Here is a 16,804-nt window from a genome sequence, read left to right on the forward strand (position 1 = left end):
AAAGCAGATCGCTTGTCAACCGCAAGACATCGAACCGCAATCACATGCACGAGTGCGCAGGCATCACTCACGCGCGCTGCGCACTCATCTCAGTTCAGTTCAGTGACCCGTTGACCGGTCCGCATGCCGGGCAAGGCCGGACAGAGCCAGCACGACGATCAACAGGGAGGGGATCGCGGTGTAAACGGTCGACAGGGAGGTGTATTCGGCGATGAACCCGATAAGCGATGGCGCAAAGAGAATGCCGGAATAGCCCATGGTCGTGACGACGGAGAGACCGACGCCCGGAGCCAATCCCGGGATATTGCCACCGGCAGAAAAGGCGATCGGCACCATGTTGGAGATCCCGATCCCGGTGATCGCAAACCCGATCAGGGCAAGCGTCACATTGCTCGACTGCCCGGCGATAACAAGACCGATGATCGCAGCAACCCCGCAGAAGCGCAGCGTGTTGACGGCACCGAACCGGTCACGAACGAAGTCACCGGCAAAGCGGCAGACGGCCATGGTGAAGGAGAAGGCGGCGAAGGCAAAGCCCGACATTTCGGTCGAAGCATTCAGCTCATTGCGCAGATAGAGCGCGCTCCAGTCGAGCACGGTTCCCTCAGGGATCATGCAGAACAGCGCGATCGTGCCGATCAGCCAGGGCAGCGGCGTCATCGGCAGCTTGGCCTTGACCGGCTCGTCACTCGGATGCGGCGCATCGGCGAGGATCATCGGACGGGCAACCAGGAACAAGACGACGCAGACGGCAGCCAGCAGCAGCACGTGCCCGGTGACCCCGAGCGAGGCGATCAAGAAACCACCGGTCGCCGCACCGCACAGACCACCCAGGCTCCAGAAGGCATGGCAGGACGACATGATCGAGCGGCGCATGTTGCGCTCGACTTCGACGGCATTGGCATTCATCGCCACGTCCATGGCCCCGGTCAGGCCACCGAAGAGGAAGATCGCGACGGCACCCGTCCAGATATTGTCGACGAGCGTGACAAGCACGATCGTCGGGATGAACAGGAGCGTGGTGATCTCGACCACGCGACGCGAGCCGTAGCGGGCGATCTGCATGCCGGCGATCGGCATCAGAACCAACGAGCCTACGCCGAAGACGAAAATCATCACCCCCAGCATCAATTCCGAGAGCCCAAGCGCCTGCGAAAAGAACGGGATCTTCGGCGCCCAGGCGCCAATCACCAGACCGTTCAGAAAGAACAGCAATGCGACGGCGGCGCGCTCCCTCGTGACGATCGGCGCCGGTGCGGCTGGGGAAGTGATGGTCTGCGAAATATCGTTCATGTCCTGCTCCCGTGGTCGGGGCGCACTTTAATTAAATCGATTTAAACGACAACGCCCCATGCATCCCGCGGCTGTAAATTTTTGTTTCGCGCGACAACAATCTCGGCAACGCCAACCGGGGATTGACAGTCGTCTGTGGACACCCGAAACAGGAAATCCAATGCGACCGCATGCTGGGGCCGCCCTACCCGAAAGACACTTCCGTGAAAACCGCAGTCGGCGCTGGTATCCTGCTGTCCAGTCTCGCCTATCTCTTCTTCGCCATGCATGACGCCATGATCAAGCTGCTCGTGGAGTCCACCACGGTGTGGCAGATCCTGTTTTGCCGAAGCATTGCGATCCTGCTCGGATGCTACATCCTGGGTGGCCGGTCGCTTGCTCGCGAAACCGTCACATCGCCGGCCCTGCGCCCGATGATGCTGCGCAGCCTCTTCCTACTGGCGGCCTGGCTCTGCTACTTCAACGCAGCCAAGCACTTGCCGCTTGCGGATCTGACGACGCTCTATTTCGCAGCCCCGATTGCCGCGATATTGCTGGCGATCCCGATCCTCGGTGAAAAGGTCCCGCCAAGCAGCTGGATCGCTGTCATCACCGGCTTCGTCGGCGTCGTCATCGCCAGCAACCCGACAGGCCTCGCCACAGGCTGGCCGGTCTATCTCGCATTGATTGCCGCCGTCTGCTGGGCAATTGCAACGACCCTTCTGCGGACCACCAGCCAGAGCGCCAGCAGCATGGTTCAGATGGCCATGACCAATGTCTTCTTCCTGATGCTGACCACACCCATGGCCCTCATGACATGGACCATGCCGAGCGGGGCAACGCAGATCCTGCTGCTTGCGGTCGGCTTCATCGGCGGCCTCGGCCAGATGAGCTACTTCGAGGCGCTGCGCCGCGCACCGATCTCGGTGATCGCGCCGCTCGAATACACCGCGCTGATCTGGGCCTTCGCGCTCGGTTACGCGATCTGGCGCGACGTGCCCGGCCCGAACGTATGGGCAGGCGCCGTGCTCATCGCCGGCGCCGGCTTGATCATTCTCTTCGCCGCCCAGCGGGGCACGCCCTCTCAGGACCTCGAGAGATAACGCTCCGCGAGTTCCACCCACAGGGTGGTACCGACGGGGAGAATGTCGTCGTTGAAGTCGTAGCGTGGATGGTGCAGCGGCGGGTCATTGGGCGTGCGCTGCGTGCCGAGGAAGAAGTAGCTGCCCGGACGTTTCGCCAGCATATAGGCGAAGTCCTCGCTGCCCATCATCGGCCGCGGTAGGTCGTATACCTTGTCCTTGCCCGCAAAGCTGACAGCAAGATCTCGGACGAAGTCCGTCTCCACCTTGTGGTTGACGGTCGGGTCATAGCCACGCTCGTAGTCGATGGTGACACCCATCCCGTAACTCGCAGCCTGTCCCTCGGCCACGGCCCGGATCCGGCTTTCCAGCTGGTCGCGAACCTTGGGATCGAAGGAGCGGATCGACAGCACCATCTCGGCCCGTTCCGGAATGACATTGCTCGCGGCACCTGCATGGAAACCGCCAACCGTGATGACGGTCGGATCGAGCGGGTGGATGTTGCGCGACACGATCGTCTGCAGCGCCATCACGATCGACGCGCCGCACACGATCGGATCAGCTGTCGACTGCGGCTCCGCGCCATGACCGCCGCGGCCGTTGACCGTGATCTTACACTCGTCGACGGCAGCCATAATAGGGCCTTCGCGAAGGGCGATGTGGCCAAAAGGGATCTCCGGATCGTTGTGAAGCGCAAACACCGCGTCACAGGGGAAGCGATCAAACAATCCGTCTTCGATCATGATGCGGGCACCGCCGAAATTTTCCTCGGCAGGCTGGAAGATCAGATGGATCACACCGTCGAAATTCCGACGTTCGGCAAGGATCTTCGCCGCACCAAGCAGCATCGCCGTATGACCATCATGCCCGCAGGCATGCATGACGCCCGGGACTTCGCTGGCATAGGGCAGCCCCGTCTCTTCGAGGATCGGTAACGCGTCAAAATCGGCACGGATGCCGATGCTGCGATCGCTTGAACCGTTTCGAAGCGTCGCCACCACCCCTGTTTTGGCAAGGCCACGCGTGACGTCGTAGCCGAGAGCCGTCAGTTGCTCAGCCACATAGTCCGACGTCTTGAACTCAGACAGGCCGATCTCCGGAAACCGATGCAGATGATGGCGCGTCGCGAGCACTTCTGCCATCACATTGGGAGCGTGGATCGTCATGGAATTCACCTTTCGGGCGTCTAGGGCATTCGTTGAGGCGCGAACTGTGGCACTTGCCGGCTAGTTGTTCAACCGTATAAAAAGGGCGGGAGCGGTCGCCACCAGCCGCCCCCTTTATCCTCGCCGGAGAGACCTATGACACGACGCATGTTCCAACGTGCCGGTGAAGCCGAGCGCCGGAAGGATCTCATCGCGGCGACCCTGGACAGCATCTCCGAGCATGGCCTGGAAGGTGCCACCGTGCGCGACATCGCGGCCCGTGCAGGCGTGACCGGCGGCCTGATCCGCCATTATTTCTCCGGCAAGGACGAGATGGTCCAGGCCGCCTATCGCGAAATGCTGGCAGGGATGACCGGGACTGCGGTGGACGCCATGGCCGAGGCAGGCGACGACCCTCGCCGACGCCTCCATGATTTCATCGTTGCCAATGTCAGCCCACCGATTGCAGACCCGAAGGCCCTTTCCCTTTGGGCAGCTTTCATCGGCCGTGTCCGCTCGGATGACGAACTCGCCCGCATTCATCGGGAAAACTATCTCGTCTTTATCGGACTTCTCGAAGAGCTCGTCGGAGCGGTGCTGACGGCGCATCGGCATGAAGCGCCTTTCTCCGAAACGCGCCATCTCGCCGTCGCGATCAACGGCCTGATCGACGGTCTGTGGCTGGAAAACTCGCTCGCAAGCGACCTCTTCGACGAAGGCCGCCTCGCCCATATCGCGCTCGACGCGGTGGAGGCCATGCTCGGCGGCTTACCGCTCAGAAACAGGGCCTGAGTGACGCGAAATGACATGCGTAGGAAGGTTGCCATCGGCTGTCGGTTTGGCTTCTGGTAACCTAGCGATGACAACGAGGGATGCAGAAGGAACAAACGCCCTCCTACGGCGTAAGCACCTCCAGCAAGCCTCTTGGCCAGACGCTTGAAATACGGCATAAAAACGCCAATTCACCTGCCACGAAGCGAAAGTCGCCTACAGAGTCCCAAAGCAACTGGTCACACGTCGCATTACGGCCTTTTTCTGCCTCGATTGTTGGTCAACAGCCCGATTTTGTGCAATGAGGCGCCAAGGCGACGACCGGACGGTTCGAGCCCGACGGCCTTCAACTTAACCACCAAACTGAGAACTTATTTTTCATGACGCTGCATGTCCCATCGCGCGACCTCGAAACCAAGCAGATCGACCACAACGATTCCATTCGATCTGCCTATTTCACGATCGAGGAGTTGCGGGAGAGCGCGGCGTCGCTCGCGCTGAACGGTGCCACCGAACTGCCCGGCTTGATGGATTTCGACTTCTTCGCCCGGCACAAGGAAAACGAGCGTGAGATCCTGCGGGTCTACCGCGCGACGGCAGCAGACGTCGAAGCCGGCGCGACCATCACGCCGGCTGCCGAATGGCTGCTCGACAATCACTACATCATCGAAGAAGCGATCCAGGAAGTCCGCCGCGACTTCCCGAAGAAGTTCTATCGCCAGCTGCCGACCATGAAGATCGGCCACCGCGAGATCCCGCGGACCATGGCACTCGCCTGGCTCTATGTTGCCCATACACACTCGACCGTCAGCCAGGAAAGCATGACGGCCCTGGTCGAAGGCTACCAGCAGCATCAGACCCTGGAAATCGGTGAACTCTGGGCGCTGCCTTCGATCGTGCGTTTCGTGCTGGTGGAAAACCTCCGCCGCATTGCGACCCGTGTGGACCGCTCACGCCGGATGCGCCGCCGGGCAAACGAGGTGGCCGACGAGATCGTCCGGCTCAACGACCCAGTCGCGGCCGCGACCTATCTCAGCCAGATCGAGCAGCTTGCGGACGACAACACCTTCGCCACCCAGTTCCTCTATCGCCTGCGCAACGGCTCGCAGAACACGAGCTTCGCGGTCGAATGGCTGGAAAGCCGGCTTGAGGCCGCCGGACGCACGGCCGAAGAGGCGATGGACGCCGAACACAACAGGCTGTCCTCTGGCAACGTGACGATGGGCAACATCGTCCGCGGCCTCAGAGAGATCGACGACAAGGAATGGTCGGTCTGGGTCGAAGAGGTCAGCCATGTCGACCGGATCCTTGGCCAGCATACCGACTATCGCCAGCTCGATTTCGGCTCGCGCAACGCCTACCGCAACACCATCGAAAAGCTGGCGCGGCGCTGTGACCAGTCCGAGATTGAAATCGCCCAGACCGCGATCGACGTAGCAACCCGTGCAGCCGGTCCGGACGGCCAGCTCGACGTCGGAAGCTATCTCGTCGGCAGCCGGCGCATCGAGCTCGAAGATGCCATTGGCTACAGCCAGCCGCTCTCGCGCATCATCACCGATTTCATCAAGCGCCTGAACTGGCTCTCGATCGCCGTGCCCGTCGTCGCCTTGACGATTGCAGCACTCGCCGTCATCGGACACTTCCTCACACAGGCCGGCCTTCCGACCTCGCTGATCCTGATCCTGCTGATCCTGGTCTCTCTGCCGGTGTCCGAGGGTGCGACGGGCCTCTTCAACACGCTCGTCACCTTCTTCGTCAAACCATTCCGCCTGACCGGTTACGAGTTCAAGGACGGCATCCCCGAAGAGGCGCGCACGCTCGTCGTCGTGCCCTGCATGATCACCAAGCGCGACGATGTCGACGAACTCGTCCGCAACCTCGAAGTCCACTACCTGACCAACCCGCATGGCGAGATCTATTTCGCGCTGCTGAGCGACTGGAAGGATAGCCAGACGGAGGAATCCGCGGCGGATCTCGAGGTTCTCGATTACGCCAAACGCGAAGTAGCCCACCTCAATAGCCGCTACGATTTCGCCGGTAAGACCCGCTTCTATCTCATGCATCGCCGCCGTCTCTACAACGAGGCAGAAGGCTGCTGGATGGGCTGGGAGCGCAAGCGCGGCAAGCTGCACGAGCTGAACCTGCTCCTGCGCGGCGACCGCGACACGTCCTACCTCCCGGGCGCCAACATGGTGCCTGAAAACGTGCGTTACGTCATGACGCTCGACGCCGACACGCGCCTGATGCGCGATGCCGTGACCAAGCTCGTCGGCAAGATGCACCACCCGATCAACCGTCCGGTGCATGACGAAAAAACGGGTCGCGTGATGAGCGGCTACGGGGTTCTTCAGCCGCGCGTCACCCCCTCGTTGACCACGGGCAAGGACGCCTCGGTTTTCCAGCGCATCTTCTCGATGAACCGCGGTCTGGACCCGTACGTCTTCACAGTGTCCGACGTCTATCAGGACATTACCGGCGAAGGCACCTTCACCGGCAAGGGTCTCTATGATGTCGACGCTTTCGAGACGGCCATAAAGGGCCGGATCGACGAAAACAGCGTTCTCAGCCATGACCTGCTGGAAGGCTCGTTCGCCCGCTGTGCGCTCGTGACCGATGTCGAACTGGTCGAAGACTTCCCAACCCGCTACGAGGTCGAAATCTCCCGTCAGCATCGCTGGGCGCGTGGTGACTGGCAGCTCATTCCCTACATCGGCGACACCAGCCGCGGCATCACCAGCCTCGGTCGCTGGAAGATGGTCGACAATTTGCGTCGCTCGCTCACCCCGATCGCCTGGTACGCCGCTTCGGTCCTCGGCTGGGCGACCATGGAACCCGTGGGCGCCACCATCTGGCAGTTGGTCCTGATCTTCAGCCTGTTCGTCGCCCCGACCCTGTCACTTCTCTCCGGCATCGTGCCGCGTCAGACCGACATCGTCCCGGCCGCCCATTTCCAGACACTCTGGTCGGAAGTCCGGTCGATCAATGCCCAGGTCGCCCTGCGCATCGTCTTCATCGCCGACAATGCCTGCATGATGGCCGACGCCATCGTTCGCTCTCTCTACCGCATGCTGGTGAGCCGCAAGCTGCTCCTCGAATGGCGCACCGCCGCGAGCGTTCAGTCAGCCGCGCAGGGAACGATCAACTCCTACTACCGCAACATGCGCCACGCCCCGATCCTGGCAGTGCTGTCGGTCGGCGTTGCGGCCCTGCCGGGTGGCTATGGCTATCTGATCGGCCTTCCCTTTGCCTTCCTCTGGGTCCTGTCTCCGCTGCTCGCCTGGTATGTCAGCCAGTCGGCCGAGACCGAAGACAGCCTGGAAGTGCCAGAAAACGTCTCCTATGAGCTGCGCAAGATCGCGCGCCGTACCTGGCGTTACTACGAGACCTTCACCACGGCCGGCGACAACTACCTGCCCCCGGATAACTTCCAGGAAACGCCCGAACCGATCATCGCGCACCGCACCTCGCCGACCAACATCGGCGTTTATCTGCTCTCCGTCGTATCGGCCCGTCATTTCGGCTGGCTGAGCTTCGAGCAGACGATCGAGCGCATGGAGCAGACCATTGCGACCGTCGAGCGCATGGAGAAGTATCGCGGTCACCTGTACAACTGGTACTACACGGACACCCTCAAGACGCTCGGCCCGCGTTATGTTTCCGCCGTCGACAGCGGCAATCTCGCCGGCCATCTGATCGCGATTTCGTCTGCCTGCCGTGAATGGGCAGAAGCGCCTTCGGCCCATCTCCAGGGCAATCTCGACGGCATCGGCGATGTCGGCGGCATCCTGCTCGAAATCCTCGAACAGCTGCCCGACGACCGCAAGACGGTCCGCCCGCTGCGTCGCCGACTGGAAGAGCGCATCATCGGCTTCAACACCGCCCTTGCTGCGGTGAAGCGCGAACATGAATTCGCTTCGATCCGCATCATCAATCTGGCGGTTCTTGCCCGCGACGTTCAGAAGCTCGCAGCCAACCTGCACCACGAAGTCCGCTCCGAGCCGAGCGCCGAAGTCGTGCGCTGGACGGAATCGCTGGTCTCGGTCTGCGAAGCCCACATCTCCGACACAGCCTTCGACCTGTCGAACATCGATCCGCTGCGCCAGCGCTTGAGCCAGCTGTCCGAGCGCGCCCGCGACCTCGCCTTCTCGATGGACTTCACCTTCCTGTTCCGTCCAGAGCGCCGTCTGCTGTCGATCGGCTACCGGGTCGACGCCCGCGAACTGGACGAGGCCTGCTACGACCTTCTCGCTTCCGAATGCCGTCTGACCAGCCTGTTTGCCATCGCGAAGGGCGACCTGCCGACGGAACACTGGTACCGCCTCGGCCGTCAGGTCGTGCCGATCGGTGCGCGCGCCGCGCTGATTTCCTGGTCCGGCTCGATGTTCGAATATCTGATGCCGCCGCTCGTCATGCAGGAGCGTCAGGGCGGCATCCTCAACCAGACCAACAATCTGATCGTCATCGAGCAGATGAACCATGGTCGCCGCCTGAACATCCCCTGGGGCATCTCGGAAGCGGCCTTCAACGCCCGCGACCACGAGATGAACTACCAGTACACCAACTTCGGTGTGCCGACGCTCGGCCTGAAGCGCGGTCTCGGCCAGAACGCCGTTATTGCGCCCTATGCCTCGATCCTCGCCAGCCAGTATTATCCGGAAGCGGCTCTCGAGAACCTGAAGCGGCTGCGCAAGCTCGGCGCGCTCGGCGCCTATGGTTTCCACGATGCCGTAGACTTCACGCCGACCCGTCTGCCCGACGGCAAGAAGTGCGCTGTTGTCTACAACTACTATGCCCACCACCATGGCATGTCGATCGCGGCAATCGCCAACGTTGCCTTCAACGGCCGCCTGCGCGCGCTCTTCCACGCCGATCCGGTGATCGAAGCAGCTGAACTTCTCCTGCAGGAGAAGACCCCGCGCGAAATTCCGGTCATGAGCGCGAAATACGAGCCGCAGACGCCGGGCAAGGGTCAGGCTGACCTTCTGCGTGCCGAGATCCGTACGATCGAAGATCCGGCAACGAAGGACCGTGAGGTCAACTTCCTGTCGAACGGCCATTACTCGGTGATGCTCACCGCAACCGGCTCGGGCTTCTCGCGCTGGAACGGCCAGTCCGTCACCCGCTGGAAACCCGACACGACCGAAGATCGGTGGGGCACTTTCCTCTTCCTGCGCGACACGGCAACCAACGAATGGTGGTCGGCGACATCAGCGCCACGCCGTGCGGAAGACGAAAAGACCAAGGTCATCTTCGGCGACGACAAGGCCGAATTCTTCAAGACGGTGGGCGACATCTCGACCTCGGTCGAATGCATCGTCGGCACCGAGCATGATGCCGAAGGCCGCCGCCTGACGATCCTGAACACCGGCACCGAAGATCGCTATATCGAAGTCACCTCCTATACCGAGCCGGTGCTCGCGTTCGAGGACAGTGACAACGCCCATCCGCTCTTCTCGCGCATGTTCGTGAAGACCGAATTCGGCCGCCGCCGTGACGTCATTCGCGCCGAGCGCAACAAGCGCAGCCCGTCGGATCCCGATATCTGCGTCGCCCACCTTGTGGTCGACAGCGCAGGTCAGGGCCGCCCGACGGAATTCGAAACCGATCGCCGCAAGTTCCTCGGCCGTGGCCGCAGCCTCGGCGAAGCCGCAGCTTTCGATCCGGGTGCAAACCTGTCCGGCACCGAAGGCTTCACGCTCGACCCGATCCTCAGCCTGCGCCGCGTCGTTCGCGTACCGGCCGGCAAGAAGGTCCAGGTCATCTTCTGGACCATGGCAGCACCCAGCCGCGAGGAAATCGACCAGGCGATCGAACGCTACCGTCACCCGGACGCCTTCAGCCATGAACTGATCCATGCCTGGACCCGCGCCCAGGTCGAACTGCGCCATATCGGCATCACCTCGCAGCAGGCAGCGGCCTTCCAGCATCTTGGCCGTTATCTGGTCTACCCCGACAATCACCTGCGGGCAGACCCGGAAACGGTTCGCAAGGGCCTGCGCTCTCAGTCGGCTCTCTGGCCCATGGCGATCTCGGGCGACTTCCCGATCTTTGCGCTGCGCATCAACGACGACATGGACATGGACATCGCCCGCGAAGCGATGAGCGCGCTCGAATATCTGCGCCGCCGTGGCGTCGTAGCCGATCTCGCGATCATCAACGAACGCGCGACCTCCTATGCTCAGGACATGCAGCACGCGCTGGACCAGATGGCAGACAATCTGCGCCATCGCCTCCCTGGCGGTCGCCAGCATGTCTTCACCGTGCGTGACGACCTGCAGGACGAAGGCGCGACACTGGCCGTCCTTGCGGCAGCCCGTGTTGTCCTACACACCCGCAACGGCAAGATCGTCGACCAAGTGAACCGCGCGGTCTCCCTGTTCGCCACCCCACGCACCATCGACGGTGAGGTCGAATGGGCCGGCCTGCCGCCATCCCTGCCGGCCACCATCAAGACAAGCAGGGCGATCGACGGGTCCGACCTCGATTTTTGGAATGGCTTCGGCGGATTCTCGAAGGACGGCATGGAATATGTCGTGCGCCTCAACGGCACTGCCAACACGCCTCATCCGTGGATCAACGTCATCTCGAACGAGAGCTTCGGCTTCCATGTCTCCGCCGAAGGCGCAGGCTTCACTTGGAGCCAGAACTCGCGCGACTACCAGGTCACCCCCTGGAGCAATGATCCGGTCATCAACCGCCCGGGCGAGGCCTTCTACGTCACGGATATCGGAAGTGGTCGCGCCTATGCGACGGTCGCGGCACTCAACCTCGATCCGTCTGCCACCTTCGAAACCCGCCACGGCCTGGGCTACTCGACCTTTATCAGCCGCCACGGGGATCTGGAGATCGAACTTACACAGACGGTGGACCGGGTTCGTCCGGTCAAGCTCTCGAAAATCCGGCTGAAGAATTTCAGCGGCGGAGCCCGCAAGTTCCGCGTTTACGGTTATGCGGAATGGGTGCTGGGCAACAATCCGGCCCGCACCGCCCCCTTTGTGCTATCGGACTTTGACGAGGAAACCGGGGCGCTTCTGGCCTCCAATCCTTACGACATCAATTACTCCGGCCGCTTCGCCTTCCTGGCAGGTCCGGAGCAGCCGGAAGGCTACACCACAAGCCGCCGCGAATTCATCGGCCGCAACGGCACGATCAAGCTGCCCCAGGCGGTCGCTCGCGCCTCGACCTTGACCGGTTCGATCGAAAGCGAGAGCGATCCTTGTGCCGCGATCGCCTTCGATATCGAACTTGCCCCGGGTCAGTCGCGTGACATGACCTTCCTGCTCGGTGAAACCGATACTGCGGACGCGGCCGTCGATCTGGTCAAGTCGGTTCGTGCGGCGGGCTTCGAAACCGTTCTTAAGTCCAACCGTGACTTCTGGACCGGTTTCACCGGCAAGCTTTCGGTGGAGACCGGCGAAAAGGCCTTCGACAACCTCGTCAACCGCTGGCTGCCCTACCAGGCGCTCGCCTGCCGTCTCTTCGCTCGCGCCGGGTTTTACCAGGCGAGCGGAGCCTATGGATTCCGCGACCAGCTGCAGGACACTCTGGCCTTCCTGACGGTCGAGCCCAGCCTGGCCCGCAGTCAGATCCTAAAGGCAGCGGCACGGCAATTCGTCGAAGGTGATGTGCAGCATTGGTGGCTGGCGCAGACCGGCGCCGGTGTTCGCACGATGATATCGGACGACGTCGTCTGGTTGGCCTATGCGATCGACCAGTATGTAACGGCAACTGGTGACGAGACGATCCTTGCAGAGCAGATCCCGTTCCTCGACGGCCAGGAACTGAAGGAGGGGCAGCACGACAGCTTCTTCCTGCCTGGGGTCGCAGCAGAAACGGCTGATCTCTACGAACACGCCGCTCGTGCACTCGACCTCGCCATCGCCCGCACCGGCGAACACGGCCTGCCGCTGATCCTCGGTGGCGACTGGAACGACGGCATGAACCGTGTCGGCATTGAAGGTCGTGGCGAAAGCGTCTGGCTCGGCTGGCTGCTGGCCACCACGCTGGAGCGCTTCAAGCTTCAGGCCGACAAGCGCGGCGAGCGTGAACGCAGCACCCGCTGGAACGATCATGTCGTGAAACTCAAGGCCGCCCTGGAAACAGCGGGCTGGGACGGTGATCACTATCGTCGCGGCTATTTCGACGACGGGTCACCGCTCGGTTCGAACGAGGCCCTTCAGTGCCAGATCGACTCGATCGCCCAGTCCTGGAGTGTTCTCTCGGGCCTAGGGGATCCGGTGCACACCGCAAAAGCTCTTGATGCCGCGGTCTCCAAGCTTGTGGATACGGAAAACGGCATCGTCCGTCTCTTCACCCCGGCATTCGAGAAGCCGCAGGTCGATCCGGGTTATATAGGCGCCTATCCGCCCGGCGTGCGAGAGAACGGCGGGCAGTATACCCATGCTGCGATCTGGCTGGGGCTGTCGCTGGTCAAGACCGGTCGCCTGGCCGATGCCTGGCGTGTCTTTGAAATGCTGAACCCGATCAACCACGCGAGCACTCCCGAAGAAGCCGAGCGCTACCGCGTCGAACCCTATGTGGTCGCAGCCGACATCTACGGCGGCGACGGCTATGCCGGACGCGGCGGCTGGACCTGGTACACGGGCTCTGCCGGCTGGCTCTATCGCTTTGCGGTGGAGGGCTTCCTCGGCATCCGCCGCAAGGGCGGCGACATCGTCGTCAGCCCCGCTCTCCCGGAACACTGGGAAGGCTTCAAGGCCAAGGTCCACATCGACGGCCGCAAGGTTGAGATCGCGGTGACACGCAATGCTGCCGGCTACGATGTGACGCTGGATGGCGAGGCACAGGTGATCGGCCAGGATCTGCCAGAGCCCACCTCTCCGCCGCCAGCGAAAAAGCCGACACGAAAGCCAAAGGCCAAGGCTGCAGAATGATCGAAACGAAAGAGGCCCCGCCAGCGATGGAGGGGCCTCTTTTCTTTTGAGCAGTTTGGGAAAGGATCAGGCCGAATAGACGATCAGCAGATCCTTGGCATCGATCTGGTCACCGATCCGGACGAGCACTTCCGAAATCGTCCCGTCACGATCGGCATGCAGCGCCGTTTCCATCTTCATCGCCTCGATCGAGAGCAGCACATCGCCGGACTTGACGGTCTGGCCGGCAGAGACGGACACCTGCGAAATCACACCGGGCATCGGTGCACCGAGCTGCGCCGTATTGCCGGTTTCCGCCTTCCGGCGGACGGCGCTTCCGGAAGCACCATGGGCGCGATCCGGCACCTTGATGCGGCGCGGCTGGCCATTCAGTTCGAAGAACACGGTGACCATGCCCTTGTCGTCGGTATGGCCAAGCGCCTGATTGACGATGACGAGGGTCTTGCCTTTTTCCAGATCGAGGAACAGCTCCTCGCCAGCGGGCAGACCATAGAAATACTGCGGCGTCGGGATAACCGAGACCGGCCCGTAGGTATCGGCGGCCAGCGCATAGTCCGTGAAGACCTTCGGATACATCAGATATGAGGCGAACTCGAAATCCGTGACCTCACGACCGAGCTTCTCCTCGATCACCTTGCGTTCGGCATCGAGATCAGCCGGCGGCAACAGCGATCCGGGCACGGCCGTATAGGGCTGGTCGCCCTTCAGCACCTTCTTCTGCAGCGCTTCCGGCCAACCACCCGGAGGCTGACCGAGATCGCCTTTCAGCATGGAGACAACCGAATCCGGGAAAGCGATGTCCTTGGCCGGATTTTCGACGTCGGCCACGGAGAGATCCTGGCTCACCATCATCAGTGCCATATCGCCAACGACCTTGGAGGACGGGGTCACCTTGACGATGTCACCGAACATCTGGTTGGCATCGGCATAGGCCTGGGCCACTTCGTGCCAGCGGGTTTCGAGACCAAGCGAACGGGCCTGCTCCTTGAGGTTGGTGAACTGACCACCTGGCATTTCGTGAAGGTAGACTTCCGAAGCCGGACCCTTGAGATCGCTCTCGAAGGCCGCGTACTGCGTGCGGACAGCCTCCCAGTAGAAGGACAGGCGACGGATCCAGTGCGGGTCGAGACCCGGATCGCGTTCTGAGCCTCGCAGGGCCTCGACGATCGAGCCAAGGCAGGGCTGCGAAGTGTTGCCGGAGAAGGCATCCATGGCAGCGTCCACCGCATCGACACCGGCTTCGACAGCCGCAAGCACCGTCGCAGCAGCAATGCCGGAAGTATCATGCGTGTGGAAGTGGATCGGCAGGCTGGTGGCTTCACGCAGGGCCTTGAACAGCACCTTGGCGGCAGCCGGCTTCAGAAGGCCGGCCATGTCCTTCACGGCGATGATATGCGCGCCGGACTTTTCGAGCTCGGCGGCAAGTGCCGTGTAGTACTTCAGGTCATACTTCGGACGCGCCGAATTCAGAAGATCGCCCGTGTAGCAGATCACCGCCTCGCAGAGCTTGTTCTCCTCGATGACCGCATCCATCGACACGCGCATGTTGTCGACCCAGTTCAGGCAGTCGAAGACGCGGAAGAGATCGATCCCGCCCTTGGCCGCCTGACGAACGAAATACTTCACCACATTGTCGGGATAGTTCTTGTAGCCGACGCCGTTTGCGCCGCGCAGCAGCATCTGCAAGAGCAGGTTCGGCGCACCTTCGCGCACCAGCTGGAGACGCTCCCACGGATCTTCCGTCAGGAAGCGCATGGAAACATCGAAGGTCGCACCACCCCAGCACTCCAGCGAGAAGAGGTTCGGCAGAGCCCGCGCATAGGTGTCGGCGATCTTTGCGATATCGTGAGTGCGAACGCGTGTGGCCAGCAGCGACTGGTGACCATCGCGCATGGTCGTGTCGGTCATCAGGATACGCTTTTCATTGCGCATCCAGTCGCCGAACTTCTTCGGACCCAGCTCGTCGAGCAGCTGCTTCGTGCCAGGCTTGATCTCGGCATCGATATAGGGAACGACCGGCTCGGCGGCGTCGGCCGGCGGCTTCGGGCGCCCCTTCACTTCCGGGTGCCCGTTGACCGTCACGTCGGCCAGATAGGTCAAAAGCTTGGTCGCGCGGTCCTGGCGCTTCACCTGCTGGAACAGCTCCGGCGTCGTATCGATGAAGCGTGTCGTGTAGGAATTGTCGCGGAAGCTCGGATGGCCGATGATCGCTTCGAGGAAGGTCAGGTTGGTCGCCACGCCACGAATACGGAACTCGCGCAGCGCGCGGTCCATGCGGCTGATCGCTTCCTGCGGCGTGCTGCCCGACGCCGTCACCTTGACCAGCAGCGGGTCGTAATAACGAGTGATGATCGCGCCGGAATAGGCGGTACCGCCGTCGAGACGGATGCCGAAGCCGGCCGCCGAACGATAGGCGGTGATGCGGCCGTAGTCCGGGATGAAGTTCTGCTCCGGATCTTCCGTGGTGATGCGGCACTGCAGGGCATGACCGTTGAGGCGGATATCAGCCTGCTTCGGGACACCAGATTCGGGCGTGCCGATCGCGTGACCGTCGAGGATGTGGATCTGCGCCTTCACGATATCGATGCCAGTCACGACTTCCGTAACGGTGTGCTCGACCTGGATGCGCGGATTGACCTCGATGAAGTAGAATTTGCCGGTGTCGGCATCCATCAGATATTCGACGGTTCCGGCACCGATATAGTTGGTCGCCTTGGCGATCCGGAGTGAATAATCGGCCAGTTCCTGGCGCTGCGCTTCGTTCAGGTAAGGTGCCGGCGCACGCTCGACCACCTTCTGGTTACGGCGCTGGATCGAGCAGTCGCGCTCGAAGAGATGAACCACATTGCCATGCGTATCGCCGAGTACCTGGCTCTCGACGTGACGGGCGCGCTCGACGAGCTTCTCGAGGTAGACTTCGTCCTTGCCGAACGCGGCCATCGCCTCGCGCTTGCCTTCCGTGACCTCACGCAGCAGGTCCTTGGGATCGCGAATGGCGCGCATGCCGCGACCGCCACCGCCCCAGGAGGCCTTGAGCATGACCGGATAGCCGATCTCTGCCGCCAACCGATGGATCTCACCTTCGTCATCCGGCAGCGGATCGGTTGCCGGCACGACCGGAACGCCAACGCTGATCGCCAGATTGCGGGCGGCAACCTTGTTGCCAAGCTGCCGCATCGTATCGCTCTTCGGACCGATGAAGATCAGACCTGCATCGTTGCAGGCGTCCACGAATTCGGGACTTTCCGACAGAAGACCGTAGCCCGGATGAATGGCATCCGCGCCGGACAGTTTGGCGACGCGGATGATTTCCTCGATCGACAGATAGCTTTCGATCGGTCCGAGATCCCTCGACAAATGCGGGCCACGACCAACCTGATAACTTTCGTCCGCCTTGAAGCGGTGCAGCGCGAGTTTGTCTTCCTCGGCCCAGATGGCGACCGTTTTCAGACCGAGCTCGTTGGCGGCGCGAAAGACGCGGATCGCGATTTCCGAACGGTTGGCGACAAGGATCTTGGATATTGGCAATTCGATCTCCCCAAAACGATATGCCAGGGCATTGTGCACCTGCGAAGAAAAGTCATAGCGCGTTGTTTTAGGAAGTTCAATTTGCCTTGGACGGCCGGTGAAAGATTCAATC

Annotated in this window: 6 protein-coding genes; 3 read left to right on the top strand and 3 right to left on the bottom strand. The window is 61.9% G+C overall.

What is annotated here, in order from left to right; genetic code table 11:
* Window positions 1-99 precede the first annotated feature (99 nt).
* Window positions 100-1,293 (bottom strand): MFS transporter, encoded by a 1,194-nt coding sequence (locus tag C0V73_RS16290; protein ID WP_102021046.1) that lies wholly within the window; start codon window positions 1,291-1,293, stop codon window positions 100-102.
* 203 nt (window positions 1,294-1,496) lie between these two features.
* Here C0V73_RS16290 and C0V73_RS16295 point away from each other — a divergent pair, with 203 nt between their 5' ends.
* Entirely contained in the window at window positions 1,497-2,375 is an 879-nt protein-coding gene (locus C0V73_RS16295; RefSeq protein WP_102021268.1) for a DMT family transporter, read from the top strand.
* Here C0V73_RS16295 and C0V73_RS16300 read toward each other — a convergent pair.
* Window positions 2,357-3,520, bottom strand: a complete 1,164-nt coding sequence (locus C0V73_RS16300; protein WP_172450206.1) for a M20 aminoacylase family protein — start codon at window positions 3,518-3,520, stop codon at window positions 2,357-2,359. The two genes, C0V73_RS16295 and C0V73_RS16300, sit on opposite strands and share 19 nt — an antisense overlap.
* Window positions 3,521-3,655: 135 nt before the next feature.
* Between C0V73_RS16300 and C0V73_RS16305 the strand changes: the two genes are divergently transcribed.
* Together C0V73_RS16305 and C0V73_RS16310 are read left to right on the top strand one after the other, a co-directional pair.
* Complete coding sequence (locus tag C0V73_RS16305; protein ID WP_102021047.1) at window positions 3,656-4,291, top strand: TetR family transcriptional regulator C-terminal domain-containing protein; 636 nt, start codon at window positions 3,656-3,658, stop codon at window positions 4,289-4,291.
* Window positions 4,292-4,650: 359 nt separating this feature from the next.
* A complete protein-coding gene (locus C0V73_RS16310; protein WP_102021048.1) occupies window positions 4,651-13,164 on the top strand; it encodes a glucoamylase family protein in 8,514 nt (2,837 codons plus the stop codon).
* Between the two features lie 66 nt (window positions 13,165-13,230).
* Here the strand turns inward: C0V73_RS16310 and pyc are convergent, their stop codons facing one another.
* The gene (gene pyc, locus C0V73_RS16315; protein WP_102021049.1) at window positions 13,231-16,692 is read right to left on the bottom strand and encodes a pyruvate carboxylase; all 3,462 of its coding nucleotides are present in this window, start codon (window positions 16,690-16,692) and stop codon (window positions 13,231-13,233) included.
* Between the last annotated feature and the right edge of the window lie 112 nt (window positions 16,693-16,804).

Origin of the sequence: Rhizobium sp. TH135 (genome assembly GCF_002855515.1) — a bacterium.
Classification (GTDB): Bacteria; Pseudomonadota; Alphaproteobacteria; order Rhizobiales; family Rhizobiaceae; genus Allorhizobium.